This is a genomic window from Arthrobacter sp. BG3 (assembly GCF_056680185.1).
In genome coordinates this window covers 18168-41578 of sequence record NZ_JBWXPT010000002.1, presented here as the reverse complement: position 1 = coordinate 41578, position 23411 = coordinate 18168, and the positions used below count along the sequence as shown (strand labels likewise).

Here is a 23411-nt window from a genome sequence, read left to right as displayed (position 1 = left end):
CGGACTGCCTCACGAGGTTGGAAAGTCCTTTCGCGTGTTCAACGCCAACACCCTGCGGGCGGCCATCATCCGGGACTTGGCCCAGCACCTCGACGGCGACACCACCGGAAATATCGCAAAGCGTATCGGGGTGGATTACCGGCAGGTCTACACGCACATCAAGACCCTTGAGACCGAAGGGCTGATTGCCGCTACAGGCGAACTTGGGGTCCGCAACGGACAGCGCGTTCACTACTCCATCGACCTCAGCAAGTTGAGGGAGCACGGCCTCACCTACATGGGCTATCTGTCTGGAGAATAAAGGCCGAATGTCGCACCTTTGGAAAATGCCGCCTACGCGGTGCTCTTGTCGAGGAACAGCGGCAGCGCCGGGGGTGGAGCATCTGGCGGGCACGGCTTGATCGGCCCGGGGCACACGCCCTGCGGAGATGTAGCCCCTACTACCCCCCAAGCCTGTTGTAGGGGCTACACCTGTGATGCCACTCAATGTGCATGCTCAGGCCGTGGAGAGCGCCTGGAGCATGTCATGCCCCAGAGTCTACTGAAAAAAATTCAGTAATGAAAATTTTTCAGTTGATCGGGCGTTTCTTCTCGGGCCTGGGCGGAAGGTTCCGGAGAGCTTCAGTTACTGCGCGAAGAGCGTCCACGTTCACTTCTCCCAGAACGCGCGCTGCGAAATGCTCAACCTCGGCAATGCGGTAAGCCTCTATCAGGCGGAGTTCGGCCTCCACCCGTTCCGGGATCGGACCGCTGCGCTGAAGTAGGTAGTTCTCGTCAACGTCAAAGAAGTACGCCAGAGCTTTCAGTAACTCCGGATCCCAGCGGTTATCAGGAGAGCCGGCAAGTAGACGATGCCAGCGCGTCTTTGTGAGCGTGATCCCCTGCTCCGCCAGACCCTGTCGAACATCTTCGTACGTGAAGCTGTCAGCGTCTTTGGCATGGACAATGTCCAGAAGAAGCTGGATTTTCGATGCGAGAACTTCTTTATCGCTGCGAGGGTCGATGGGATGGTCGTTCGAATTCACGCGTGATCCTGCTCCCGGCCAACGAGGGCGGCCACATCCCGAGGGTGGCGCTCTGCCACAGATAGCGAAGACACGACCCTCCTTCTAATTTCCGTCATCGTTGAGACCACTTGTCAAGCGTTGGGCGGCTCCGAGGAGTTCCGCCTAATAGATCAGCCGACAATGAGAGTATATGAGGCTCCGAAAGCAACTATGCCGGTTATGAAGCCGGCGATGACCTGAGGAGCTGAGTGGTCCCGGAGATAGACCCGGGACCAGCAAACAAGCGGGGCCGCCACAACGAAGGGAAACCCCAGCCAGCCGAACATCAGTACAGCTGACACCGTTGCCCCGCCCAACGTCATTGCATGGCCGGATATCTTCCAGATCGGGCTCACCAGGATGAGGGCCACGATCCCGCAAAGGATCCCACCAATTAGTCCCCAGACAGGCTGTGGTGCGCCGATGACCGAGAGGATTGCGCAACCAAGCAGCGACGAACCCAAGGTCCAGAGCATGACCGGGCGGCGCTGTTTTTTGTCTCCAACGTGGTGGTCCGTCAGCTGGCCCCGCTTGGCCAGGATCAGTACGACAGCGAATGGCACCAGGCAGATGAACATCGCGGCGACAATTCCCGACCAGATCGACACCGTCCACTGGTTGTCCAGAAGCGAGGCCAAAACCAGAAGCAGGGACAACACCAGAGGCGGCTGCGCGATCTCGGTTGCGGACCTTGCCACACGACCAACGACGGTGGTGGACCTCTCCGCGATTAGGGTCGAAGTTGCTGCTGTCACTGGCGTGCCTTTACCGGCAGCATCGACTCCAAAGAACCGATGCCGCCATCAAATCGGGCTTGGACCGCGCCTAAGACACGGCCGGCAAGCATGGGTGTGGATTGTCCGGAGAGAGCGACCTTGTGATCGCTGGAGCGAATGACGTATTCGTACAGGCGAGCTGAGGGGCATTTCATATAAAAGCTGCCCACAATGGCAGCGAGCCAGGCTGCACCGGAGAGACCCCAGTAGGCTCTGCCCAGCGTGGCTGTTAGAAAGGCCAGTGCGGCCCGATCCCAAAGCTGTAGCCGGCGCCAGGCTTTAACAAGCGGCGGGATGCCCAGTCCGAGAGAGGTGATCAGAACACCGCCGAAGAACAGCGGATTGAACAGGACGTACAAGACCTGTCGAAGGGAGGAACCACCCACATCGAAGTGCATGGCGGTCATGTATGCGATCTCTTCAACGGACGCGAGTGCGACCAGAGTCATGCCGGATGCGACAACGCGGGAGCTCACGCGGACGGGCAGGCTCGCCTGAGGCCGGAGGCAAATTCGAAGGACAGAAACAGCCAGCAACGCCAAAATGCCCATGTAGACGCTGGCATAGATGAAGACCGGGAGCTGCTCGACATTTTCTGGGACGAACTTGGAGGAAGTCGGCACGAAGCGCTGGACGAGGAATGGAACAGTGATCGCAATTGCTCCGATGCCGGCGGCAAGAGGTCGGTGGCTGAAGCGGGAGCGGTAGCTCTGATCCGGAGAGTACGCAGCGAAGATTCCCTCCCGTATCAGCCAGACGGCGCTCGTGACACACAAATTTCGAACAAGATGAAGGAAGTTGACGCCACCTAGGGCAGCATCAACGGTTGCTTCGGGTACGACCACACCGGTAAAAAAGAGGCCGAGAACACCGATCCCGATCGCCCCAACAAAAGCTGTTGAAGATCCCCCGCGAGCGACAAAATAGAGGCGAAAAGCAAATACGGTTGCCAAGATCCAGAACGCTGCAGCGATCACAGGCCAAACACACGTTCTGCCTTCGTGGTCTCCTTCTCGGGCGTGGCATGGAGAACCCGTGCCAGGCCGAAGGCCAAATTTTCGGCTGCGACCTCCGCCTCGTCCAAGGGAACATCCATCGCACGGCACATCCAACTGACACCGTTCCGCTTGCCAATGCCGGAAAAGAAGGACCCTGCGATTAGCCCGTCGAGAGCCTTGCCCTTATGGCCCAAGAGGATGTGGCTAAGTTCATGCAGCACGACGTGAACACTCCAGGCCGTGGCACCCCGCAGGTAGCGAACGATGCCGTGACTGGGAGTGTCGATCCACTGGCCGGTGACACCTTCCCCCAGGCTGTCCACTGTGCCCTCCTCGAAGACCAGACGTTTGCCGTACGTTTCTTCAACCGCGTGCACCAGGTCCCCCAGATCCGGGTACGCCGGAAGATTCAAGGTCTCGATGACGTCCGCGGTCCGTGTGGACTGGTCCATATCCTTCGGCTCCGGTAATCCACTGAAAAAATTTCAGTAATGTGTACTATGAAATCAGCGCCGGAAAGCGCCGAGGCAAGGAGCCACCTTACCAAGCTTCCAAATACAGGTGATGTCACAGGAGGTCGAGGATCCCAACAACTAGAGCTCGCCGTAGCACCAGCCAAGATGACCCTTGGGTGAAGGCCTTCGCGCGAAGTTGGCTCACGCTTCCTTGTGCCCCGACAGAGACCAGCCTCCGGAGTCTCATAACGAGGCTCGGCGCAGCTTTGTTTGTCCAGAATTGAATGGAAACGTAACGAAGGCGACACGCCAGGTAGTTACAGTAACCAAATCCGCTCTACGAGGGTCCCGGAATGTTAGGTTCGGATCAGCCTAAAACAGTAACTAAACCTGTTGAGGGGAATAGCGATTTACAGCACTGAAGCCAGTACAGGTGAAGACAGTCTGTACGAGATTCAAAGGACATGACGCATGACTGCTGTTGCACATCGGGGAGGCGGGCGCCCGAGCAAGGGCCTCCGCAAGTACATTGGCTTTCGTGTGCCTGCCGAGATGGCCGACCAGGTCGCGCAGGTGGCCGAGGCGGAGGGTGTCACGATCACGGACTACGTGGCCTCCGTTGTGGCAAAGCAGCTCGAGGTCGATCTGGAGCGTCACGACCACCACAAGTATCAGGAGGAGCTGCCCATTGGCCGCCTCGCCTCTTAAATGACGAAGGCCCGCACAAGGCGGGCCTTCTAAGCATTTGACTCAATACCCTTTTTGCTTGCCGGCGACGAGGTAGAGAGTCCTTAAGAATCAACTCGGGCCTTACGGTCCGGGCATTTTCCTATCCCTTGAGAGGAATAGCATTATCGTACCCCACGAGATGCGCGCATGCACAGACTCACAGAGTCCGGGCGTGCCGCATGGATCAGTCCGTCCGACGGAGGCCTGGGCGTCCCTAGCTCCCATGCTTGCCGGGCAGCCGCGCGTTCGCCTTTCCCGTGACGGCGGAAAGACCTATCCCCAAAGGCTTGAACGGACCCTTACTAAGGCGCTTCCTTCCTTCCCGGCCGCGGTGCGGATCTTTGGTAAGGACGGCACCTGCGCGGCGATCTTCCTTGACTTCGACTCGTCCGTCGCCGGCGTCGACTGGGTGCTGGCCGACGTGCGCGCACTCCAGACGTGGTTGCACAACTGTGGGGCTCGGTGGATTGAGGACTACTCCCCCAACGGCGGCCGCCACGTCTACATCCCGCTCGCGCAGCGAGTCACCTTTACTGAAGCGCGGGATCTTGTCGAGGCGCTGGGCACCCGATACCGGACCCTGGACAAGACCCCGCACCAGAACCTCCTCCATGGCTGCATGCGCACACCCGGTTCCCCGCACAAGAGGGGTGGCTACCAGGAACTGGCCATGAGCCTGTCGATGGCCTACGACATTGCCCGCCGGCCTAACAGCGCAGCGGTGTGGACCGCGATGAACGCTGACCTGACAGCGGAGATCGGCGCCGTCAGGGCGCTGAGACTCGAGCAAACTTTCACGCCGGCGTCCGCCGAGGCCCCGAAACTCCAGCACCCTGCCGGCAGGATGTCCCGCGTGATGCAGCTGATGGCACAAACCGGACTCTACGACTCGAACCGCTACGCCTCCGACTCGGATGCACGCCAGGCGATCATCACCGGCGCCGCGGCCGCCGGCCTGGAACTGACCGATGTGGAACGCCGGATGATACAGGGCACCTGGCCAGGCCTTGCCTCTTTCTACGCCCGCTATGCCTCCCGGCACCGGGTCCCTGCCCTGCGGCGGGACTGGCTGAATGCGGTCAGGTACCTAAGCAAAGACCCGGGATCCAGGGACGGGAAGAACAATGCCCGTATATCCCCCACAAGCCAGCCAAATACACAGCCCCCCGCTATACAAGGAAAGTCGATCTCGACGAATCCCGATACCGAGCACCAGTTCATTCGAACCTGGCGAAATGCAGTCAGGCTGAAAGAGCATGCGTACACGGATTCAAGGACAGGGCTGGCGAGAAGGATGGTCCTGAGGTCCCTGGGGGAAGCTGCACACATGACAGCGTCCCGGTTCATTGAATTCGGTGTCCGCTCGATTGCAGTTGCAACAGGGCTCGATCACACGACCGTCGGGGGGCATCTGAGAGCCTTGCGTGGCGAAAAGGATCCCCTGGTGACATTGGTGGAACAAGGCCGCGGCACCAAGGGGGACCTCTACATGCTGACCGTTCCGGAGGAACTGAAGACGGCGGCCGAAGACCTCTCCTGGCGGAAGGGGAAGATCCATGCCCTGCGGCCGGTATTCCGGGAACTCGGCCTGCCGGCGGCCTTCATTTATGAGGCACTGGAACACTCTCCCAGCCTGTCGACGGCGGAGATCGTAACGCTGACCAGGCTCTCCCGGACAACCGTCAGTGAATCACTCGAGGTGATGGCCGCCTGGAACATGATTGCCCGCGACACCACACGGGCCTGGTCCGTGGTGGCCACGACGTCATTGAAGGAACTCGCCGAACACTTCGGAGTGCTGGAAGCCGTGGCGGGGCAGCTGCAGCGCCACCGGATCGAACGGATCCTCTGGAAGGAATGGCTGTCCAAGAACGTCAACACCGTCTCGGAGCTCCTCTCCCCCGGCGAAGACTACCCATGGGAGGCATTTGAAGGCCCACCGGATGAATGGGCCCTCGCCGACATGGCGTTTACCAGGGCCGGCTGACTGAATCTCTGTAACTCTGTTACTCACAGACGCCGTGAGTAACAGAGTTACGAAGTTCGTGACCATCCCGTTGCCGGACGAGTCTAGCTAATTCAGGTCAGATGAATCGAACCCGGGACGCTACGAGAAGGATCAGGTCCGTGGCGTCAGACCAAGAGCAACTCGCAGCTCATCCTCCGTGGAACCTACTAGCTCAGCCTGGCGCTGCAGCAATAGGTCCACCGCAACTCGAATCAGGGTGTTGTCGGTTATCCGCTCGCCCTTTTCTCTTCGGGCGCGCTGCACTTTTGAGGCCAGCATCGTCAGTTCGTCAGCTTGGTCTGCGTGCAGGCGCAGCTCTTTGCGAACTAGTTCTGTGTAATGGGTGCGGCCGGAGGGCACTGGTTCGTCGGCTTCAAGGGCGACGTCGGCGGGATCGGTTGGTACAGGAGTCCTATCGAGCTGGGATTCAGCTACGGTCGCCACTCCCCCGTCATGTTCAACCCCTGCTGGCTCGTCGTGGCCCACAGCACTGGCATCGTGGGTTGCGGGGTGAGTAGTTGCGGCTTCGTGTAGACCCACTGCCGCGTGGACGATGTGCAGGGCGGGGCCCTCCCCACCTAGATCAATAGGAGGAGCATCCTTAATTTCCCTAGTTTGGTTGGCAAAGTTCTTGAATCCACCTTTGAGCGCCATCGAGGTTAGCCCTTCCCTGTCGTGGCCCAGAGATTGAACAGCTCTAGGGCGACATCCTTGTAGTCCATAGTTGCTTTCTCGGAATTGCGGGTCTTCTCATACGAAGTGACCACCGTCCCGTACATTGGCGCCCGCTCGTGGGCCTTGTAGGCGCGGACTAGTGAGTTACAAACGAGAATCCCCTGCTCCCGCAGCATCTCCTGCGCATCCAACGCATCCTGCGGAGACCTCGAATCGGCCTTAGTTATGACGACCCTGTAGTCAAGTCCAAAGGGCTGAACTATCTTTTCGAACGTATATACAAGTGGCAGAAGGGCCAAGGGAGTTGCCTCCGTGGGCATCACAATGAAGTCACACTGACTGACGATCGCCTGGAGCACCTTGGTGTTTTCCAAGTTGCCCGGGGTGTCAACGAACACAGTGTCATAGTCGAGATCCCGCATTTGTTTGAGGGCTTCCGGATCCGTTTCGGTGGCCACATCGAACTGTAGTTGCTCCTTTTCAGGGAGTTCTTCCGCGTTAGTGGCCCACATTGTGACTGATCCTTGTGGGTCCGCGTCGACCACCAACACCTTTGAGCTCTGTGCAGCAATGGCGGCAAGGTTCATCACTGTTGTGGTTTTCCCTGCTCCGCCCTTTTGGTTGACGACGGCTACTACCCTCATTAGTGCTTCCTTCTCCTGGATTCGTTAGCACTCGCATCGGCAACTGATGGTGATCCGAAGAAATTTGTATGACTGAAAAAACGGGCTGACTTCATGAAATCAGGCAGTATCCGTATCTAGTCGCCGGCAAGCGCTACGCCCAAATTATCAGCTCCACTCCCCAACTAGTCGGAGAATCGCCGCAGATACACAGAGTCAGTGACTTCGGAACTGCGGTTTTCTGTAAGTCTGTAAGTCTGTAAGTCCGTAAGTCTGTGAGTTGATACTGGAATAGGCTTGCCGCCCCCACGCTCCCCCAGCGCCTCCATTGCTGCCCCGGGAGCCCGCTGAGGCGCATGATTCACCGCGCCTTGTCCAAGGTGATGGCTGCGCTAGTTGGGGCTCCAGAGCCGTGGGGCGACGTCTCGATGCCAAGTGGTCCGCATGGGTGAGGACTCATGAATTGACCGTGTCGTGGAGTCCGGGACGCACGAAGTACCGGAGTAACAGACTGACGGAGTCTGTAGTGGCTAGGGCCAGTTGTGGGGTTCTAGTTGCCATGTCTCACTGACTCCCGGACTTCCGGAGTAGCGGACTCACGGAGTTCGTGAGTCACGGGGTCTGGGAGTCTGCGTGTTGGTGGTGTCGGCGTGTGACCGGCGCCAGGCGGCGTTGGGTCGAATGGGTAAGGATGCGTCGTCACTGAGTCTGTGACTCACGGACGCACGAAGTACCGGAGTAACAGACTGACGGAGTCTGTAGTGGCTAGGGCCAGTTGTGGGGTTCTAGTTGCCATGTCTCACTGACTCCCGGACTTCCGGAGTAGCGGACTCACGGAGTTCGTGAGCCACGGGGTCTGGGAGTCTGCGTGTTGGTGGTGTCGGCGTGTGACCGGCGCCAGGCGGCGTTGGGTCGAATGGGTAAGGGTGCGTCGTCACTGAGTCTGTGACTCACGGACGCACGAAGTACCGGAGTAACAGACTGACGGAGTCTGTAGTGGCTAGGGCCAGTTGTGGGGTTCTAGTTGCCATGTCTCACTGACTCCCGGACTTCCGGAGTAGCGGACTCACGGAGTTCGTGAGTCACGGGGTCTGGGAGTCTGCGTGTTGGTGGTGTCGGCGTGTGACCGGCGCCAGGCGGCGTTGGGTCGAATGGGTAAGGGTGCGTCGTCACTGAGTCTGTGACTCACGGACGCACGAAGTACCGGAGTAACAGACTGACGGAGTCTGTAGTGGCTAGGGCCAGTTGTGGGGTTCTAGTTGCCATGTCTCACTGACTCCCGGACTTCCGGAGTAGCGGACTCACGGAGTTCGTGAGTCACGGGGTCTGGGAGTCTGCGTGTTGGTGGTGTCGGCGTGTGACCGGCGCCAGGCGGCGTTGGGTCGAATGGGTAAGGGTGCGTCGTCACTGAGTCTGTGACTCACGGACGCACGAAGTACCGGAGTAACAGACTGACGGAGTCTGTAGTGGCTAGGGCCAGTTGTGGGGTTCTAGTTGCCATGTCTCACTGACTCCCGGACTTCCGGAGTAGCGGACTCACGGAGTTCGTGAGTCACGGGGTCTGGGAGTCTGCGTGTTGGTGGTGTCGGCGTGTGACCGGCGCCAGGCGGCGTTGGGTCGAATGGGTAAGGGTGCGTCGTCACTGAGTCTGTGACTCACGGACGCACGAAGTACCGGACTAACAGACTTACGGAGACTGTGAGTCCTTGTCTGACAGCCGATAAAGGTTTGGGTTGGCGAAAAGAGGTCTCTTCGCGTCGCGCGTGGGCATTCCAGGTCCGGGACGCCGGCGTCGGGGTGCCGGTTCGTTCACCGTCAGGGGTCTCACGTGCGACCGTAGGCCATCGCGCAGCTGTTGTACCTGCTCCGGCCGCTCTATGTTGGCGAAGTGGCCGCAGCGGGGCATTGTCACTGCCTGTACGGGCGGGACTACGTGCGCCAACCGGACGAAGTCATTTGGGGGAGTGAAGACATCGGGGTCCCCGGGTTGCCAGAACCGGACAACGGATCGCGCGCCATTGCCAAAATTCGTAGTGCGCTGTGGTTTGGGCAGCTGCGTCAAAGCTGGCTAAGCGGGCGTCATTGCCCAGCCCCGAGGAGCTGCCGCGCTTTCTCGGGGGCGGACGGGGACACCCTGGTGGGGCACAGCATAGGCCGGCTCTCGCCCGGAACCTCGATGACCTGCGTTCCCTAGTGAAGAGCGGACGACAAACGGCGTCCGGATCGAGGTCGTCAAGAGACAGTTGGTCTATGGGGGACGATTCCCCATGCTCTCGGTTATGGGGGCGTTCGCGGAGTTCGAGCGGTCCCTGGTCGGTGGACGCCAGCGGGAGGGGATCACTCTGGCTAAGAGCGTGGGTCGCCACGTTCGCGGAGTTCGAGCGGTCCCTGGTCGGTGGACGCCAGCGGGAGGGGATCACTCTGGCTAAGAGTGTGGGTCGCCCGCGGACGTTGGAAGCTCGTCCCGCGAAAGCCGGAGAGCTGCGCCGGCGGCAGGCGCGGGGGAGTAGAAGACCGGCCTGGCCCGGGAATTCTGCATCAGCCGCGAAACGCTCAACCATTACCCCAGGACAGGCAGCCCTGCCGGCCGCATTACCCGTGCACCGGTAATAGACAATCCGAGGCCAGAAGTCGAACAACTTCTGGCCTCGGAAGCATCTCTAAGTCGATGCTCAGATGGGATTCTGTGCTTGGCCCGGGCTATCAGTGGGGCTGAACGCAGGGTCTGGGGGTCTGTCTTCAGTGTGCGGCTTCGTACTTTTCCATGATGTCAGCTTGGATACGGCCGCGGGTATTGACTGGCAGGCCCTGTTCGGCCGCCCAAAGCCGGACCTCGCGGGCATTGGAGGAAGCTGGACGAGCTGTCCTGGCCCGCCCGCCGGTCTTTCGGGCTGCTTTGGTGTAGCGGCTGAATGCTTCACGCAGTTCGCGTGCGTGAGCATCATTGAGATCGATTGCGTATTCGACGCCGTCAAGGGCAAACGAAAGTGTCTCACTTGCCTTGGAGCCGTCGAAGTCATCTTCTAGAAGGGTTACTACTCTTTGTGCCATAGGAAAAGTTTAAAGCTTTGTAATCACGCCATCGACTGCCGCTAAACCGACGGTGCTGGGAAGGTCAGTTGACAGTGTGATCGCATGAACTTCTTCATGCAGTCGTTGATAGTAAAGACTGCACTGCAGAATTTGATCAGCCGGTGGGGGTGGGTGTTGTCGGCGATGGTGGCGGGGGAACGTAGGCGGCGAGCTCTGCTGGAAGAGCGGGTCTGTCGCCTGGCCAGGGGCCGTATCGCTCCGCGAGGTCGCGGGGCGACAGTGACACCACTGGCCCAGGATACTCGGGCCAGCCGAGGGCAACGGCGGCCGGTTTGAGGTCAACGCTTTTTCCGGCCGCCTTAAACGCGATCGAGACGGAGGTGGTGGGCTTCTTCAACGGAACCGACCAGGCGACGGCGAGGACGTAATCGACTAGTTGGGGGACCAGCTCCGCAGGATACCCGCCGGTGAGGTTGAGTCCGGTGGTTAATTCGATCTGGTTAGGAAGGCCTACGGGCCCGCTGGTCACGAAGGAGTCCTCCACACCGGGCACTTCACGAAGTACATTGATCGCATCGGAGTACGCCCAGGTTGGATCGGCGGGTGGTGCGGAGCGCCATAGACTGCTGCACCCGGAAAGAGCCACCACAACCGCGGTAACTGCTGCGAGGGCGGCGGTACGGCCTGGCCACAGGCCCGCGTTCATGCGTTGGATAGCGCGGCGCCGAGGGGCCTGCCGGCCCGCCAGTAATTGAGGCTCATAGAAATTCCGCCCAGGAGGAGCGCCATCCCGGCCAGCGATGCGGCCACGACGAACTGCTGACCGTCGAATTCCAGCCCAATCCAGCACACCCCGATCAGCGCCCCGCCGAATCCGGCGAGCCACAGGTCGAAACGCCAGGTGAAGCACACCCAGCGCCAGAACGCCCCGTTCCCTTCATCCACCTGTGTGTCAGGGTGTCGCCGGAGCCAGGCGAGAAAGTACGCCTTCTTGACGAGGGAGGTGACGATCACCGCGAACAGGCCGCTGGCGACCGCCCCGTAGAAGCCGAGGGCCAGCCACACGGCGGTCGAGTTCTCGTCGCGGAGACCGGCCGGCCATCCGCCACCGGCCATGCTGAGCAGTGGAACCAGGATCAGCAGTCCCCAGGCGGCCAGCGGAACGAGGCTCCAGAGGCCGTGCGCCCAGAGCGCGAGCGGCCGGTAGATGGCGAGGACGGACCCGCCGCGCAGGCCGCTGGTGGGCAGGTCGTGCATCGTTCCGCGCCGGCGCAGGTATCCGGGGATGAGGAAGCACATGGCCGTCAGCAGCAGAATGCCGGGCCAGGCGATGAGGGCGGAGAGCCCCGACAGCTTGCGCTCGACTAACCCGAACTCCGCCCGATAGGTGACTGTGCGGTTGGCGATGCGGGCCAGCGCCTCTGTCTGCAGCGTCGCGGTGCCGACAATGATGACGGCGAGCAGGGCCATCCCGCACAGTGCCAGGACCGAGCCGATGGCCAGGAGAACGAGCCCCCGCGTCGAGCGGGTCCGTGGTGTTGGGTCAGGCGCAGCGGGGGCCGGGGCGGCAGGGGGAATGGGTGAAGAAGCGGCGCTCACGCAGCACACTCTCTCTCAGTTCGCATGCACGGACCGCAAAAGCAGATTCGTCTGCGGAAGTGCAGCCCAGCCTACGGGGGCCACCGCAACGGCGAAGACCTGGACTCTGAGGCCGGGACTCCCGCCCCCGGCGATGGTCCTAATTGTCCAGTCCGACGAATGCGAGTGTCCCTGGGCCTGTCCGCGATGGAAAATCGCGATGATGCAGGGTCTGTGTCAGATGGCGGCCGCACCGAACGCCGTGCAATGTCGCGCCAAATGGGGCTGGATCTCACCACGGAGAACAATATTTGCGATTCCAGTTCAGGTTGTGACGCACTCCCTCGGTCTCAGAAACGATCCATTGCTGAGACGGTCGGCTCATTTCTCAGAGAGTTTTAGGAGTGCCGAGATTTCGGGGTTCGACACGGACCTTCGCTGTCTCAAAACCCGTCCAATAACATGTAGTCTCACAATGGCAAATTGATCGGGAATAAGAGAATAGCGGGGCAATCATGGCTGTAATCGGGTACGCGAGGGTTTCCACTGCGGAACAGAACCTCGATCTGCAGCTCACGGCACTCAAGGCCGCCGGCGCAGCCCGGACCTTTGCCGACAACGGCGTCAGCGGTTCCACGGTAGAGCGCCCTCAGTTATCCAGGGCACTGGACCGGCTGGAGACCGGCGACGTACTCACCGTATGGAAGCTCGACCGCCTGGGCCGCAACACCCGCCACGTCCTGGACCTCATCGAGAGCATCAGGGAACGGGGAGCAGGTTTCCGTTCCCTGACCGAGGGGCTGGACACAACCGGGCCTATGGGCACGGCAATGCTGACGATCATGGCCGCATTCGCGCAGCTGGAGCGGGACACGATGATCGAACGCACCAGGGCCGGCCTCGCCGCGGCCGCGGCCAACAACCGCCGCGGCGGAAGACCCCGCAAAGTCGATGACGCTGCCGCGGCTAGGGCCCGGGAACTTAAGGCCAAAGGCATCAGTGCCGCCGACATTGGCAAGATGCTCGGAGTCTCCCGGGCCACGGCCTACCGCTACCTTCTGTAAACCAAGAGGTTGCAGGCGTGAGGTCGAATGGGATTCGATTAATTGTTCCGGGGTGGGCAGGGGTGATTACGACGAGATGGCGGCGGCTTCATCGACGGACAAGAGCCTGGCGTAATTCAAGCACATGCTCAGGCTTTCGTTGGCGGGAACCCGGCGCCAACCAGCTCCACAGGCCTTTAGAAGTTTCTGCACCGAATGTCAGAAGCTCACTGGCGCCGACCCGCCGGACTTTGGTCCGCGATGAGTGACAACGCCAGTGGACGCCCTCCTCAAGGGCACCAGTTCTCACGTCCCGGGGGTCAGTTGCGGGTCGAATCCTGTGTTTGCCGGGAACTGGGGAAGGAATTTACGAGTCGGGTGAGTTGTTCCCGAAGCATTTCCCATCCGTCGAAGTCGGAGGGAAGGGCGGTGCTCTCCGCCTCGCGGGCGGCTCTGAGTGCCGCTTCCCCGGTGTCGGTTATCTCGACGTGGAACTGGCGGCGGTCATGGGGGTCTCGTGTTCTCGTGACCAGGCCTTCCGCTTCCAGGCGCGTCAGGACCCGGCCCAGGGTCTGGCTTTGAACGTGGACCACTGCGGCGAGCTGTTCCTGGTTCATGGGGCGCTGTGACATGGCCTTAAGTGCGATGACTGCGGCCCGGGTCAGGCCCAGCGGCGCGAGGGCTTCGTCAAAGCGGCGCTGGACAAGGCGGGCGGCTGTGGTGAGGAGCAGGTAGCCGTCCCGGACGTGGTCCTGGGGGTCGAGGGGCATCGATGTCGGCCTTCTTTGAGCGGAACAGATGACTGCCTTCCTTATGGGTAACAGGTCAAGCAGGGAAGGCAGGCCGGGGCCCGGCATTAGCCGGGACCCTGGCCTGCCCCTGTCGCTTATCGGCGCGTGTTGTGGTCGCCGTCCGTTTCGATGTGTTCCTTGCGGACTTCCTCATCGACGGTTACTTCGTCGGTCACGGTTTCCGTATCGAGACGGACGCGTTCGACCGGGACCGTTTCCTTCTCAACCACGGGACGCTCCTCGTGGAGGACGACTTCGTGCTCTTCCTCGCTGATGCCGGGGCCTGACATCGCCGCGCCACGGTTGGCGTCCGTGATGGGTTCACGTTCGATCCGGACTTCTTCGCGCTGGACCGGAACGGTCTGGGTCACGTTTTCGGTGGTGACGTACTTGCGCAGTCGCACGCGGCCGGTGGCTTCCCTTTCGGTGCCAACGTTCAGGCGTTCCTCGGAACGGGTCATGGCATCGTCCGTGGTTGGGCCTGAAGTGTCGCGTCCCACGGTGTCACGGTCGGTCTGTGCATAGTCGGTTTCGCGGTAGCCCGCGTCCTGGCCGGCTGTCGCGTCTGTGTAGGTCCGGCCTCCACCACTGAGATCATAGTGGGCGTAGAGCCGGTCCTCCTCGGCAGGTTCGAGGTGTCCGTCGGCGTCCACCCGGGGGGCGTCCTTGACCTGGTCCTTGGTGTACGGGACGACGAGGTCACCGCCCTCAACGCGGGCACCTTCCAGCGGAACGAACGACTCTGAGGTACCGAACAGTCCGGTCTTGGCCGTGACCCACGTGGGCTGGCCGTTCTCGTCATCGGCGTAAACCTGGCCGATGGATCCGATCTTGGCCCCGTCGGTGGACAGGATGTTTCCGTTGCGGTTCAGCAGGTCATCAATGTGTTCCTTGGCGAGCATGATGTCTCCTTGGATCTGTGTGCGGTTTGGGGTTGCAGCGACTCCCGGGGGACTGCTGCATAACTCCACCATAAGCATGCTTACTAAGTACTTGGCAAGTGTGCTTAGTATCTTTCTTTTTTCAGGCCCCGGCGCCGACTGCCGGGCACAGGCGACCCCTTTCCTGCCTTCCCCGCGCCCTCCAGGCCGGACGTCGCATTCCCGTGCCGATCGGGGGATGGGTCGACTTCGGCACCTGCTGCGGTGGGTCTTGCGGAACTAATGGCAAGTGTGCTTACTATTCTGGTAGTAACCGTGCTTACTAATTCACCGGCATCGCAGGTTTCAAGACTCACCCGCGGGCCCTTCCTGAAAGAGAGCAACGATGACAGAGAACCAATGGCCCCAGACGACTCCAGTAGGCTCCGCCGACGAGTACCCGAGCACAGGGACAGTGCCCTCCGGCGGCGTGGCGGGCTCTGCGTCCAAGAAAGAAGCAGCGAAGGACGAGGCAGCCGACGTGAAGCGTAAGGCCGCCGACTCCGCCCAGAATGTTGCCGGCACCGCCAAGACGGAGGCCGCCAACGTCGCCTCCGAGGTGAAGACGAACGCCCGGGATCTCCTGCAGCAGGCCAAGTCCGACCTGACGGACCAGGCCGGCACTCAGCAGCAGAAGGCTGCGGAGGGGCTGCGCTCCGTTTCCACTGAACTGCACACCATGGCGGATGCCTCCGATCAGCCCGGCGTCGCAGCTGACCTTGTCCGTCAGGCAGCGGAACGGTCCCAGTCTGTGGCTTCCTGGCTCGAAAACCGGGACCCGGGATCTGTGCTGGAGGAAGTTAAGTCCTTCGCGCGCCAGCGTCCCGGGACATTCCTCATGATCGCAGCCGGCGCGGGACTGCTCGCGGGCCGGCTTGGCCGAAGCCTGCAGGCCGGTGCCCCGGAGACGCAGCAGTCGCGGTCGAAGCCCGCCCACCTGCCCTCCCCGGTAGCGGCACCCCGCCACCAGGAGACGGTGATCGCCGCTGGAACCGGCGACCGGTTCTTCGACGAGCCGACCCTTCCCGGCACAGCAGGTCCCGTCTCGACCCAAACACTGCCGGCAGGTACGGCAGCCGACAGCACCCTGAGGGACAATGTTCCCTTCCCGAACCGGGAAGGTGGCCAGCTGTGAGTCACCAGGTACCGGAGCCGCCTCCTACGCCCGCGCAGGCGAAGGCGGAGACGTCGTCGTTGGGTGATTTGTTGGGTGAGGTCACGCGGGATATGTCCACCCTGATGCGGCAGGAAGTTGAGCTGGCGAAGGTCGAGCTCAAGCAGTCCGCGACCCGTGCCGGCAAGGGCGCGGGGATGCTGGCCGGGGCCGGCGTCGCGGGCCACTTCGTGCTGCTGTTCCTGTCCCTGGCGCTCTGGTGGGCGCTCGGGAACGTTATGGGGATGGGATGGTCAGGTGTCGTTGTCGCCGTCATCTGGGGAATCGTCGCCGCCATCCTGGCCTCCCGGGGCCGTAAGGAACTCAACGCGATCAAGGGCATGCCCCAGACCGCAGAGACGCTTCAGGAAATCCCGCCCACGCTCAAGCCCACCCCCTAAATACAGCGAGGAAACACGATGAGTGAAAACCCGGATGTCATCCGAGCAGATATCGAAGCAACCCGCGCGCGGCTGGGCACGAATGTCGATGCCGTAGCGGACAAGGTCACCCCGTCCCACATCGTCCAGCGCCAGACCGACAAGGTCAAGGATGCCGTCTTTGGAGTGAAGGAGAAAGTCATGGGAGCTGCCGAGAACACCACCGGCAATGTCCACTCCGCCGCCGGGACCGCCGGGGCGCACCTGGGCGACGCCGGGGCAGCGATCGGGGACGCCCCGGCCCAGGTCAAGGCCAGGACCCAGGGCAACCCGCTCGCGGCAGGGCTGATCGCGTTCGGCGCCGGGCTGCTGGTGTCTTCCCTGATCCCGGCCAGCCAGAAGGAACGCGAAGCCGCGGATGCGTTGAAGACCGCGGCGGAACCGCTCACCACGGAACTGACCGAGGCCGCCAAGCACGTCGCGGAGGGCCTCAAGGAACCCGCCCAGGAAGCGATGGAGAACGTCAAGGCCACCGCCGCTGACGCGACCGAGCACGTCAAGGCCGAAGGCCAGGGCGCCGTCGCGGACGTCAAGGACCGCACCGCCGAAGCCAAGGACAACGTCCAGCAGGCCTGATCCCGCTGGCACCCGGCCGGCCGCCCTGCGCTCACGCGCCTGGGCGGCCGGCCGATGTGCTTAAGTCGACGCACTGGAAACCCCTGAAGGAAGAACTCCCATGTCCAAGAACCCCGCCGCGGCAGCAACTCCGGCCGACGCCGAAACGCAGGAGAGCAGCACCGCCAAGTCCCGCACCGCGCCCGCCCCGGATGACGGACGCAAACCGGACAGTCCCACAGAGGTCATCAAGCCCTCCTGGCAGTACATCGCTAAAAAGACGTTCCGCGAATTCACCAAGGACCAGTGTCCGGACCTCGCCGCGGCCCTGACCTACTACTCGGTGCTCTCCATCTTCCCGGCGCTGCTGGCCCTGGTGTCCCTGCTGGGCATCTTCGGACAGCCCGGGAAAACCACCGGGGCGCTGCTGGACATCGTCCGGGGCTTCGCCCCGGGCGAGACGGTCGAGGCGATCCGTGAACCGGTACAGCAGCTCAGCAGTAACTCCGCCGCCGGACTGACCCTGGTCCTCGGTATCCTCACCGCCCTGTGGTCCGCTTCCGGCTACGTCGGGGCCTTCGGCCGGGCCATGAACCGGATCTACGAAATCGACGAGGGCCGGCCGTTCATCAAACTCCGCGGCACCATGCTCGCCGTCACCATCGCCACCGTCCTGATCGTGGTGCTGCTCGCCGCGATGCTGGTCCTCAGCGGCCCGGTCGCCGAGTCCGTCGGGAACGCCCTGGGCCTGGGCGGGATCGTCCTGACCGTCTGGAACATCGCCAAGTGGCCCCTCATCATCCTCCTCGTCGTGGCCGCAATCGCCATCCTCTACTACGGCACCCCGAACGTGAAGCAGCCCAAATTCCGCTGGATGAGCCTCGGGTCCCTGATCGCCCTGGTGATCTTCCTGCTGGCCTCCCTGGCCTTCGGGTTCTACGTCGCGAACTTCAGCAGCTACAACGAAACCTACGGCACCATCGGCGGCGTGATCATCTCCCTGCTCTGGCTCTGGATCCTGAACATGTCACTGCTCTTCGGCGCCGAATTCGACGCCGAAATGGAACGCGGCCGCCAGCTCCAGGCCGGCATCGAAGCCGAAGAAACCATCCAGCTCCCGCCCCGGGACACCAAACAGAGCGACAAACTACAGGCAAAAGAAGAGGAAGACATCCAACGGGGCCGGGAACTCCGCGAACAACACGACGACGCCAACGAAGAACAGCGCCAACAGCGTCAGCCGGGCGCGCCAGCCGGAGGTGCCAGCAAAATAGACCGCCCCTGAAACAAAGGGGGATTGGAGTCGGTGGCCGTGTGGCCGGCCGCGTCGATTGGTGACAGGAGCTTGGGCCGCGCGCCGGCTTAGGGGTGATCCCTGTTGGGCGGGAGGGCCAACAGGTGTTTGGCCAAAGCGACTTCCGGTTGCTCGGGGTGCGCTTCCACATACGCCCTGAGTTGTTCCCGTTCGCGCGCACTCTCAGGATCGGTCAGTGACATCAACGCCTCGATAGCGGTGATGGCCTGCCGGCGTATGTCTGGCAGCTTCTTCCCATCGCGAGGTTCTACCTGGCCGGGGGACACCAGGCGAAGAGGCGACGGTGCGGGGCCGCTCAGGCTCGGTTCGGGAAGTAAAAATGGATTGGTCGACATCTGGTGTCCCTTATTCCTGTTCCAGTTGAACCTGAAACGGATCCACGGCCATACGCGCTCCCAAGAGCGGGCGCTCAACGCGGAGGACTACAACGTCAGTTTACGCCGGGACATCAGTTCATGCCCGGGCCGTAAGGCCTACCCGGCGGTTTTATCAGCTGCTGAATACCACGCAATGATCCAGGCCGGAAGGTCTCCGCCGAGGAGAAGAGATGTGTGTATCCCTTCGCAGGATGCCCTTACCGATTGCCGGGCTCATGTGCCCTCACGGTGCAGGACAGCAACCGATCTCCGGCCGTCCTGAACAGGCGGCTCGTGGTGTGGTGGGTTTCAGTGCGGAGAAAGGACCTTCCTTCGGTCTCGTGGGCAGAATTAGGCCCATGTGCGGTCGATATGTGATGTTTAAAGCCACTGGCGATCTCCTCAGTCATTTCGAGGCCAAGGAGGTCGAGGGCAGCCCGCCGCCGCCCAGCTGGAATGTGGCGCCCACCCAGGACGTGCCCATCATCACCGAGGAGCTGGACGATGACGGGGTCGACCGCCGGCTGCTGGTTGCACGCTGGGGTTTGGTTCCGTCACGGGCCAAGGACATCAAGATCGGCTCCAAGCGAGGGTAAATCCCACATCCAGGCCATGCTCTCCCTCGCCCGGCGGCGGCTTAACGTCCTCTAGGCCGTGCTCCGCGACGGCACCACATACACCCGGTCCCGGTGACGGCAGCACCATTGGCTTCCTGAGGAAGCTCTCTTCGAGCCGCTCCCGGTCAGCCGTCAGGCCGTTAGGTCATTGATCGTTGTTAGTCATGACTGCCTCGGGAAGTTCATCCAGCGTGCGCGCGAGGGTACGCGTCCTCCGAGCGCTGGCCGGTGGCCAGGGTTTGACGAGGACTTTGAGGCACTTTCTTTCGTCCATGCCCTTGCATCCCTGAACGATGCCGTCCATGTCGGAGGGACGCCGAAGACCTTGCCGAGTTCGAAGGTGCCGTTGAGGATGTCGGTCATGAGCTCTTCGATGTGGCTCGGACCCGGGCCGGACCACTGGTACGGGTGATGTTGCCGCCGAAGAGGCTGTTGAAGCGGACGGCCTCCAGGACCACGTGGGAGCCGTGGCCGCCGGTGAGCGCGGACCTGGAGGCTGGCGGCTGCCGCCGGCGGGGGCAGTTGGGCGGGGATCAGCGTCAAAGCGGCAATGATCGTGTAGACGCATGGGGGGGACCGGGGCTCCCGAGCGGGGAGACCAGGGAGGCGGGGGCGAACCCGGTGCCCCCGGCGGTTCCCCGCGGTTCCGGCGTTGAACGCGGAGACGCCGAGGGCGGATCCGAGCGGCTTTTCCGGCGAAGCGGACCGCAAGGTCAATGCGCACGCTGTTGCGCGCTGGGACCGAACAGGCCCAGCAGGAGCAGCCCAGATATTTGGTTGTCTCCGGAGTCCTGTTCGGCCAGACTATTCGTATGTAAGGCTCCGCGTCCTGACGGTCATTGGAGATCTGGACGCCGGGGAGTGGCCATGGGATCGAGACTTTGGAGGCTAACGTGGACGAGAGTTTGACGCGTGTTTGGGTTGCTTCCGCAGACAGTGAGTCCGCGGACTTTGCGGCGGATCAAGCGAGGATGGACCTACGCGATGCAATGACGGATGCCATGGATGGAGGTGCAGACCCGCAAAGTGTTTGGGTTGCTTCCAATGCCACTGACCCTGACATGATGCGCGACCAGAGCGATGCGGATCTGCCCGGGTTTTCATAGCCGAGGCCTGCGCTCCTGAGCTCGTTGGGTCCTGGCCCGGAAAACACTTCCCGGATTGATGTCAGCGCCTTTTCCCGCACCCGCGCGACGTCATTTCCCTTGGGCACTCTTGCTGGCAGGTCTGCCGCTTCTCCTTGGTTGGCCGGCGGAATACCTCGAGGAATCACGATCGGGAATGCCAGGGCGAGAGATATACCGTCAGGTTCTCCAGGGGTGTTGATGAGGGGGCTTGATGGGTAGGGCTTTAGGCCTACGAGAACCGGATTGTCCGGGTGCCGGACCTCAGCACCGATACCCGTTGGCCGGCGTCCCGTGGCCGGGCCGTGGAGCTGGGGGCGCGCAGCATGCTGTCCATCCAGTTGTTAGTCGAAGGCGACCGGCTGGGTGCGTTGAACCTGTTGGGCGTCAGGCCGGACGTTTTCGATCTCGAGTCCGAGCAGATTGGGCTGCTCGTCGCCGCTCACGCGGCCGTGGCGTTCGCCGATTCCCAGAAAATCAGTCAGCTCAACGAGGCCATGATCTCCCGCCAACTCATCGGCCAGGCAGAAGGCATCCTGATGGAACGCTACAAAATTACTGCCAGCAGGCCTTTCTAGTCCTGACCCGCGTCAGCTCCAGCTCCACATCAGACTGCGTGAGGTCGCAGAACACCTGGCCAGCAGCGGAGAGATCGCCGCCGAAAAACACCGCGGCCGACTGAAGGGATATTCTTCGCGGGAGATCGTAGGTCCGGGTTGGATAAGGGCGGTGCCGGGGGCTAGCGGGACGGCGGGGCGTGGACCGGCTTGCCACACGTCTGTTGAGGCGGTCGGCGGTTCTCCTCATCAGGGGTTGGACATCGTCTGAGGACATGGAAGTGCCCCCGATGATATTGGGGGATACATCGGGGGCGCTATGGAGAGCGTAACCCGTGGCCTTTTCCATTCAAGTGCCAAATTCTGCGGCGACTGAATGTGCCACCGGGTGGTACCCGTTCGGGGCTAACCGGCAATGGGCATTTAGTGGGCTTTCAGGGGTGGCGGCTGGCTCCTGGTGCCAATTTCGGGGCCGACGCCCGGGCTGTGTATCCGGGATGACCCGGAGGAGCGAGGGATATGGCCCACCCCCAACAGGTTTGTCCGGGCCATATCCTCGCCGGTTAGAGCGTTCCCGTGCGGGCGTGGGAACGGTGTTTGTGCGGGGTGTACCCGCGCCGGCGGAGTTCGTGGTCGACGGCTGTGAGGAGCTCCTCGGCCGGTCCACCGAGTACGAGGACCTGGCGCAGAGACTCGCGCAGGTTCAGAAGGTCTTCAGTAGGTACCAGCGGCCACCTTCCGAACCGGTGGAATACCCGGTGGGGTGTTCGGGTGTTGCGTGTCCGCTCATGCGGCTGCCCTCAGTGCGGGATCGGGGCGGCAACCGGCAGGGGCACGTGAAGGATGACGTCCGTGAAGTATCTTGGCGTCTTGCCCGGAAAGGATGCGGAGCGCTTCCGGGGAGCCGATGTGGAGCTGGTCCAGGTCAAGGAGAACGGCAAAGCCGGGCAGGACGCGCCCGGCGCGGCGGATCAAGCCGAGGATGCCATGGACGTTCTCGGAGGTGAGCCTTCCTGCCGGGTGAAGGGTGGCGGAGTCTGCGTCCATGTCGACTCTGACAGTGACGGAAAGTTTGGCGGTCATGGAAAAGGGGTCCTCTACGAAACACGGTGAGGGCCGCCTGCTTGACCTCCCCGAGGATACCAAGATCACCGCAAGCAAACCAATTTTTTCGTGACCGGCGTCACTTGCGCCGGACCATGGGCCCTTGGTCGCAGGTAGTGCTGAGCGTCAGGTCTCCCCATGCGGGCTGTCCCCTTCGTACGTCCCAGCGCTGGCCGGAACACGCGGCGGGAAAATCCGACTGGTGCATTCAGACCCCCCTTCCTCGGAAACGCCGGGGAGGATCAGCAGGTTGCTGGGGACGCCCCTACAAAAATGATCCCCGCGAAAATTCGGCTCGCCGTGGCGTCCACGGGTAAGTCCGGCGCGAAGGTCAACGGACTCTGCGCCGAGCTGGGGGTCAGCCGCCAGACCCTGTACCGGCACGTCTGCATCTCACCCACGGGCCCGGCGGCCCGATGGCGGGAGGGTGCTGTCCGGGTTGTGGTCCGCGCCGGGGACTAAGGACAAGACACGCGTCGTCTAGTCCTGGAAGTGGGGAGCTGTTCGCGGCTGCCCGGTGAAACTGTCCACTATGGATTGGGCGATGAGGTAGAGCTTTTGGTTCCTGTCGTTGGAAGCGCGGGTGAGGAATGCAATGGCTTCGTCCTTACTGCAACGGTTTTGGGCCATGATCATGCCGCAGGCCAGGTCGATGACGGATCTGTTTTCCATCGCGGCTTGGAGGTCATGGGCGCGTTGGTCTGCGGCGGCGATCCTGATGGCCAGGCGAAGGGCCTTTCCGGCCATCTCCGCGAAGAGCACGGCGGCGGCAACGACGTCCCTGGTGAACGGCCCGGGGGCCGGGGAGAAGAAGTTCAGGACCGCGCCCCAGCCCTCATCCGCCCTCATGGGGATACCCAGGGCGCTGCTGATACCGGCGGCGGTGAGTGCGGTACGGTACTCGGGCCACCGGGGATCGGACGAGATGTCACCGAGCAGCACGGGGACACCCCCTTCGAGCGCGTCCACGCAGGGACCGTCGCCCAGCGCCTGCTCAATTCTGTCCAATACGACGGCTCTGTCGCTGCTGCCGCCAATGGTCGCCGTGCGTTTGTTCCTCCGCAAGGTCACCGCACATTCGATGTGTACGCCGGTGGTGCTGGTCATCGTGGCGGCCGCGAATCCGGTCAGGCCGTCCAGGACGGATTTGATGTCGGCTGTGCTTCCTATCAGGTCGATCAGCTGCTCAAAGTCGTCCCCCAATTCCTCAACTACCATGTGCTCAATGTAGGGACACGGGGCGAGGACCACAACACTGGAATGATGCTTTTGTCCGGCTGCGGCCGGCACATCGATCAAGACGAGGATGTTTTCTGCTCATCGGCATGTCGCCGACTGTGCCGGGCGGAGGGTGTCCGCGGATGTGGCCCACCCCCGATAGTCGTTGGGCCACATCCGCGAAGTTTATTCCGCTCCTGTGACGAACGATGGAACCACCGCGACAGCCGGAGGAATTCATCTGAGGCAACGACTGCACCTTCCCGGAGGCATTGACATAAGGCAACAGGGACCAGA

Annotated in this window: 26 protein-coding genes; 13 read left to right on the top strand and 13 right to left on the bottom strand. The window is 62.1% G+C overall.

From position 1 onward, the window contains the following. The first annotated feature begins 34 nt into the window (after positions 1–34). A complete protein-coding gene (locus tag AC1MFL_RS20560; protein ID WP_479815767.1) occupies positions 35–301 on the top strand; it encodes a helix-turn-helix domain-containing protein in 267 nt (88 codons plus the stop codon). Between the two features lie 268 nt (positions 302–569). On the opposite strand, the gene AC1MFL_RS20555 is transcribed toward AC1MFL_RS20560, so the two are convergent. The 4 genes from AC1MFL_RS20555 to AC1MFL_RS20540 all read right to left on the bottom strand — a co-directional run bounded on the left by AC1MFL_RS20555 (position 570) and on the right by AC1MFL_RS20540 (position 3272). Further along, positions 570–1025 (bottom strand): hypothetical protein, encoded by a 456-nt coding sequence (locus AC1MFL_RS20555; protein ID WP_479815765.1) that lies wholly within the window; start codon positions 1023–1025, stop codon positions 570–572. Positions 1026–1177: 152 nt separating this feature from the next. Further along, positions 1178–1801, bottom strand: coding sequence for a hypothetical protein (locus tag AC1MFL_RS20550; RefSeq protein ID WP_479815763.1), 624 nt, complete (start codon positions 1799–1801; stop codon positions 1178–1180). Continuing rightward, positions 1798–2799, bottom strand: a complete 1002-nt coding sequence (locus AC1MFL_RS20545) for a hypothetical protein (protein WP_479815761.1) — start codon at positions 2797–2799, stop codon at positions 1798–1800. Before AC1MFL_RS20545 ends, AC1MFL_RS20550 begins: the two co-directional genes overlap by 4 nt. Then, on the bottom strand, positions 2796–3272 hold the full coding sequence (locus tag AC1MFL_RS20540) for a hypothetical protein (protein ID WP_479815759.1): 477 nt from the start codon (positions 3270–3272) through the stop codon (positions 2796–2798). The genes AC1MFL_RS20545 and AC1MFL_RS20540 overlap by 4 nt, the downstream gene beginning before the upstream one ends. A 474-nt stretch (positions 3273–3746) precedes the next feature. Between AC1MFL_RS20540 and AC1MFL_RS20535 the strand changes: the two genes are divergently transcribed. Both AC1MFL_RS20535 and AC1MFL_RS20530 read left to right on the top strand, forming a co-directional pair. After that, positions 3747–3983: a hypothetical protein gene (locus AC1MFL_RS20535; RefSeq protein WP_443197267.1), complete on the top strand. Its 237-nt coding sequence runs from the start codon at positions 3747–3749 to the stop codon at positions 3981–3983. Positions 3984–4143: 160 nt separating this feature from the next. Continuing rightward, positions 4144–5991: a MarR family transcriptional regulator gene (locus AC1MFL_RS20530; protein WP_479815757.1), complete on the top strand. Its 1848-nt coding sequence runs from the start codon at positions 4144–4146 to the stop codon at positions 5989–5991. A gap of 132 nt (positions 5992–6123) precedes the next feature. Here the strand turns inward: AC1MFL_RS20530 and AC1MFL_RS20525 are convergent, their stop codons facing one another. Next, positions 6124–6666 carry a hypothetical protein gene (locus AC1MFL_RS20525; protein ID WP_479815755.1) on the bottom strand — a complete coding sequence of 181 codons (543 nt, stop codon included), beginning with the start codon at positions 6664–6666 and terminating at the stop codon, positions 6124–6126. Positions 6667–6671: 5 nt separating this feature from the next. After that, positions 6672–7331, bottom strand: coding sequence for a ParA family protein (locus AC1MFL_RS20520; RefSeq protein ID WP_479815754.1), 660 nt, complete (start codon positions 7329–7331; stop codon positions 6672–6674). A gap of 2246 nt (positions 7332–9577) precedes the next feature. On the opposite strand from AC1MFL_RS20520, the gene AC1MFL_RS20515 reads away from it, so the two are divergent. Further along, positions 9578–9739, top strand: coding sequence for a hypothetical protein (locus tag AC1MFL_RS20515; RefSeq protein WP_479815752.1), 162 nt, complete (start codon positions 9578–9580; stop codon positions 9737–9739). A 310-nt stretch (positions 9740–10049) separates the two neighbouring features. On the opposite strand, the gene AC1MFL_RS20510 is transcribed toward AC1MFL_RS20515, so the two are convergent. From AC1MFL_RS20510 to AC1MFL_RS20500, 3 genes are all read right to left on the bottom strand, one after another. After that, entirely contained in the window at positions 10050–10361 is a 312-nt protein-coding gene (locus AC1MFL_RS20510; protein ID WP_479815750.1) for a histone-like nucleoid-structuring protein Lsr2, read from the bottom strand. 136 nt (positions 10362–10497) lie between these two features. Beyond that, positions 10498–10872 (bottom strand): hypothetical protein, encoded by a 375-nt coding sequence (locus AC1MFL_RS20505; protein WP_479815748.1) that lies wholly within the window; start codon positions 10870–10872, stop codon positions 10498–10500. A gap of 173 nt (positions 10873–11045) precedes the next feature. Further along, entirely contained in the window at positions 11046–11942 is an 897-nt protein-coding gene (locus AC1MFL_RS20500; RefSeq protein WP_479815746.1) for a hypothetical protein, read from the bottom strand. Between the two features lie 494 nt (positions 11943–12436). Between AC1MFL_RS20500 and AC1MFL_RS20495 the strand changes: the two genes are divergently transcribed. Continuing rightward, complete coding sequence (locus AC1MFL_RS20495; protein WP_479815744.1) at positions 12437–12985, top strand: recombinase family protein; 549 nt, start codon at positions 12437–12439, stop codon at positions 12983–12985. Positions 12986–13284: 299 nt separating this feature from the next. Here AC1MFL_RS20495 and AC1MFL_RS20490 read toward each other — a convergent pair whose 3' ends face one another. Both AC1MFL_RS20490 and AC1MFL_RS20485 read right to left on the bottom strand, forming a co-directional pair. Continuing rightward, positions 13285–13734 carry a MarR family winged helix-turn-helix transcriptional regulator gene (locus AC1MFL_RS20490; protein ID WP_479815743.1) on the bottom strand — a complete coding sequence of 150 codons (450 nt, stop codon included), beginning with the start codon at positions 13732–13734 and terminating at the stop codon, positions 13285–13287. 116 nt (positions 13735–13850) lie between these two features. Next, positions 13851–14657 carry a PRC and DUF2382 domain-containing protein gene (locus AC1MFL_RS20485; RefSeq protein ID WP_479815742.1) on the bottom strand — a complete coding sequence of 269 codons (807 nt, stop codon included), beginning with the start codon at positions 14655–14657 and terminating at the stop codon, positions 13851–13853. Between the two features lie 364 nt (positions 14658–15021). On the opposite strand from AC1MFL_RS20485, the gene AC1MFL_RS20480 reads away from it, so the two are divergent. The 4 genes from AC1MFL_RS20480 to AC1MFL_RS20465 all read left to right on the top strand — a co-directional run bounded on the left by AC1MFL_RS20480 (position 15022) and on the right by AC1MFL_RS20465 (position 18108). After that, on the top strand, positions 15022–15810 hold the full coding sequence (locus AC1MFL_RS20480; RefSeq protein ID WP_479815740.1) for a hypothetical protein: 789 nt from the start codon (positions 15022–15024) through the stop codon (positions 15808–15810). Next, positions 15807–16229 carry a phage holin family protein gene (locus tag AC1MFL_RS20475; RefSeq protein ID WP_479815738.1) on the top strand — a complete coding sequence of 141 codons (423 nt, stop codon included), beginning with the start codon at positions 15807–15809 and terminating at the stop codon, positions 16227–16229. Before AC1MFL_RS20480 ends, AC1MFL_RS20475 begins: the two co-directional genes overlap by 4 nt. Before the next feature lie 18 nt (positions 16230–16247). Then, positions 16248–16844 carry a DUF3618 domain-containing protein gene (locus tag AC1MFL_RS20470; RefSeq protein ID WP_479815736.1) on the top strand — a complete coding sequence of 199 codons (597 nt, stop codon included), beginning with the start codon at positions 16248–16250 and terminating at the stop codon, positions 16842–16844. Positions 16845–16944: 100 nt separating this feature from the next. Next, positions 16945–18108: a YihY/virulence factor BrkB family protein gene (locus AC1MFL_RS20465; RefSeq protein WP_479815735.1), complete on the top strand. Its 1164-nt coding sequence runs from the start codon at positions 16945–16947 to the stop codon at positions 18106–18108. Positions 18109–18185: 77 nt separating this feature from the next. On the opposite strand, the gene AC1MFL_RS20460 is transcribed toward AC1MFL_RS20465, so the two are convergent. Continuing rightward, entirely contained in the window at positions 18186–18473 is a 288-nt protein-coding gene (locus AC1MFL_RS20460) for a hypothetical protein (RefSeq protein ID WP_479815733.1), read from the bottom strand. 212 nt (positions 18474–18685) lie between these two features. On the opposite strand from AC1MFL_RS20460, the gene AC1MFL_RS20455 reads away from it, so the two are divergent. From AC1MFL_RS20455 to AC1MFL_RS20440, 4 genes are all read left to right on the top strand, one after another. Then, a complete protein-coding gene (locus AC1MFL_RS20455) occupies positions 18686–19090 on the top strand; it encodes an SOS response-associated peptidase family protein (RefSeq protein ID WP_479815731.1) in 405 nt (134 codons plus the stop codon). A gap of 1399 nt (positions 19091–20489) precedes the next feature. Beyond that, on the top strand, positions 20490–20813 hold the full coding sequence (locus AC1MFL_RS20450) for an ANTAR domain-containing protein (RefSeq protein ID WP_479815729.1): 324 nt from the start codon (positions 20490–20492) through the stop codon (positions 20811–20813). Between the two features lie 831 nt (positions 20814–21644). Next, a complete protein-coding gene (locus AC1MFL_RS20445; protein ID WP_479815727.1) occupies positions 21645–21905 on the top strand; it encodes a hypothetical protein in 261 nt (86 codons plus the stop codon). Between the two features lie 264 nt (positions 21906–22169). Continuing rightward, the gene (locus AC1MFL_RS20440) at positions 22170–22358 is read left to right on the top strand and encodes a hypothetical protein (protein ID WP_479815725.1); all 189 of its coding nucleotides are present in this window, start codon (positions 22170–22172) and stop codon (positions 22356–22358) included. A gap of 18 nt (positions 22359–22376) precedes the next feature. On the opposite strand, the gene AC1MFL_RS20435 is transcribed toward AC1MFL_RS20440, so the two are convergent. Then, positions 22377–23114, bottom strand: a complete 738-nt coding sequence (locus tag AC1MFL_RS20435) for an ANTAR domain-containing protein (RefSeq protein WP_479815723.1) — start codon at positions 23112–23114, stop codon at positions 22377–22379. Between the last annotated feature and the right edge of the window lie 297 nt (positions 23115–23411).

What these genes read in the sequence shown, in the direction of transcription:
- AC1MFL_RS20540 (WP_479815759.1), bottom strand. Translation starts at nt 3,272, where the DNA reads ATGGACCAGTCCACACGGACCGCGGACGTCATCGAGACCTTGAATCTT.
- AC1MFL_RS20535 (WP_443197267.1), top strand. Translation starts at nt 3,747, where the DNA reads ATGACTGCTGTTGCACATCGGGGAGGCGGGCGCCCGAGCAAGGGCCTC.
- AC1MFL_RS20530 (WP_479815757.1), top strand. Translation starts at nt 4,144, where the DNA reads ATGCGCGCATGCACAGACTCACAGAGTCCGGGCGTGCCGCATGGATCA.
- AC1MFL_RS20525 (WP_479815755.1), bottom strand. Translation starts at nt 6,666, where the DNA reads ATGGCGCTCAAAGGTGGATTCAAGAACTTTGCCAACCAAACTAGGGAA.
- AC1MFL_RS20520 (WP_479815754.1), bottom strand. Translation starts at nt 7,331, where the DNA reads ATGAGGGTAGTAGCCGTCGTCAACCAAAAGGGCGGAGCAGGGAAAACC.
- AC1MFL_RS20515 (WP_479815752.1), top strand. Translation starts at nt 9,578, where the DNA reads ATGCTCTCGGTTATGGGGGCGTTCGCGGAGTTCGAGCGGTCCCTGGTC.
- AC1MFL_RS20510 (WP_479815750.1), bottom strand. Translation starts at nt 10,361, where the DNA reads ATGGCACAAAGAGTAGTAACCCTTCTAGAAGATGACTTCGACGGCTCC.
- AC1MFL_RS20495 (WP_479815744.1), top strand. Translation starts at nt 12,437, where the DNA reads ATGGCTGTAATCGGGTACGCGAGGGTTTCCACTGCGGAACAGAACCTC.
- AC1MFL_RS20490 (WP_479815743.1), bottom strand. Translation starts at nt 13,734, where the DNA reads ATGCCCCTCGACCCCCAGGACCACGTCCGGGACGGCTACCTGCTCCTC.
- AC1MFL_RS20485 (WP_479815742.1), bottom strand. Translation starts at nt 14,657, where the DNA reads ATGCTCGCCAAGGAACACATTGATGACCTGCTGAACCGCAACGGAAAC.
- AC1MFL_RS20480 (WP_479815740.1), top strand. Translation starts at nt 15,022, where the DNA reads ATGACAGAGAACCAATGGCCCCAGACGACTCCAGTAGGCTCCGCCGAC.
- AC1MFL_RS20470 (WP_479815736.1), top strand. Translation starts at nt 16,248, where the DNA reads ATGAGTGAAAACCCGGATGTCATCCGAGCAGATATCGAAGCAACCCGC.
- AC1MFL_RS20465 (WP_479815735.1), top strand. Translation starts at nt 16,945, where the DNA reads ATGTCCAAGAACCCCGCCGCGGCAGCAACTCCGGCCGACGCCGAAACG.
- AC1MFL_RS20460 (WP_479815733.1), bottom strand. Translation starts at nt 18,473, where the DNA reads ATGTCGACCAATCCATTTTTACTTCCCGAACCGAGCCTGAGCGGCCCC.
- AC1MFL_RS20455 (WP_479815731.1), top strand. Translation starts at nt 18,686, where the DNA reads ATGTGTGTATCCCTTCGCAGGATGCCCTTACCGATTGCCGGGCTCATG.
- AC1MFL_RS20440 (WP_479815725.1), top strand. Translation starts at nt 22,170, where the DNA reads ATGATCCCCGCGAAAATTCGGCTCGCCGTGGCGTCCACGGGTAAGTCC.
- AC1MFL_RS20435 (WP_479815723.1), bottom strand. Translation starts at nt 23,114, where the DNA reads ATGGTAGTTGAGGAATTGGGGGACGACTTTGAGCAGCTGATCGACCTG.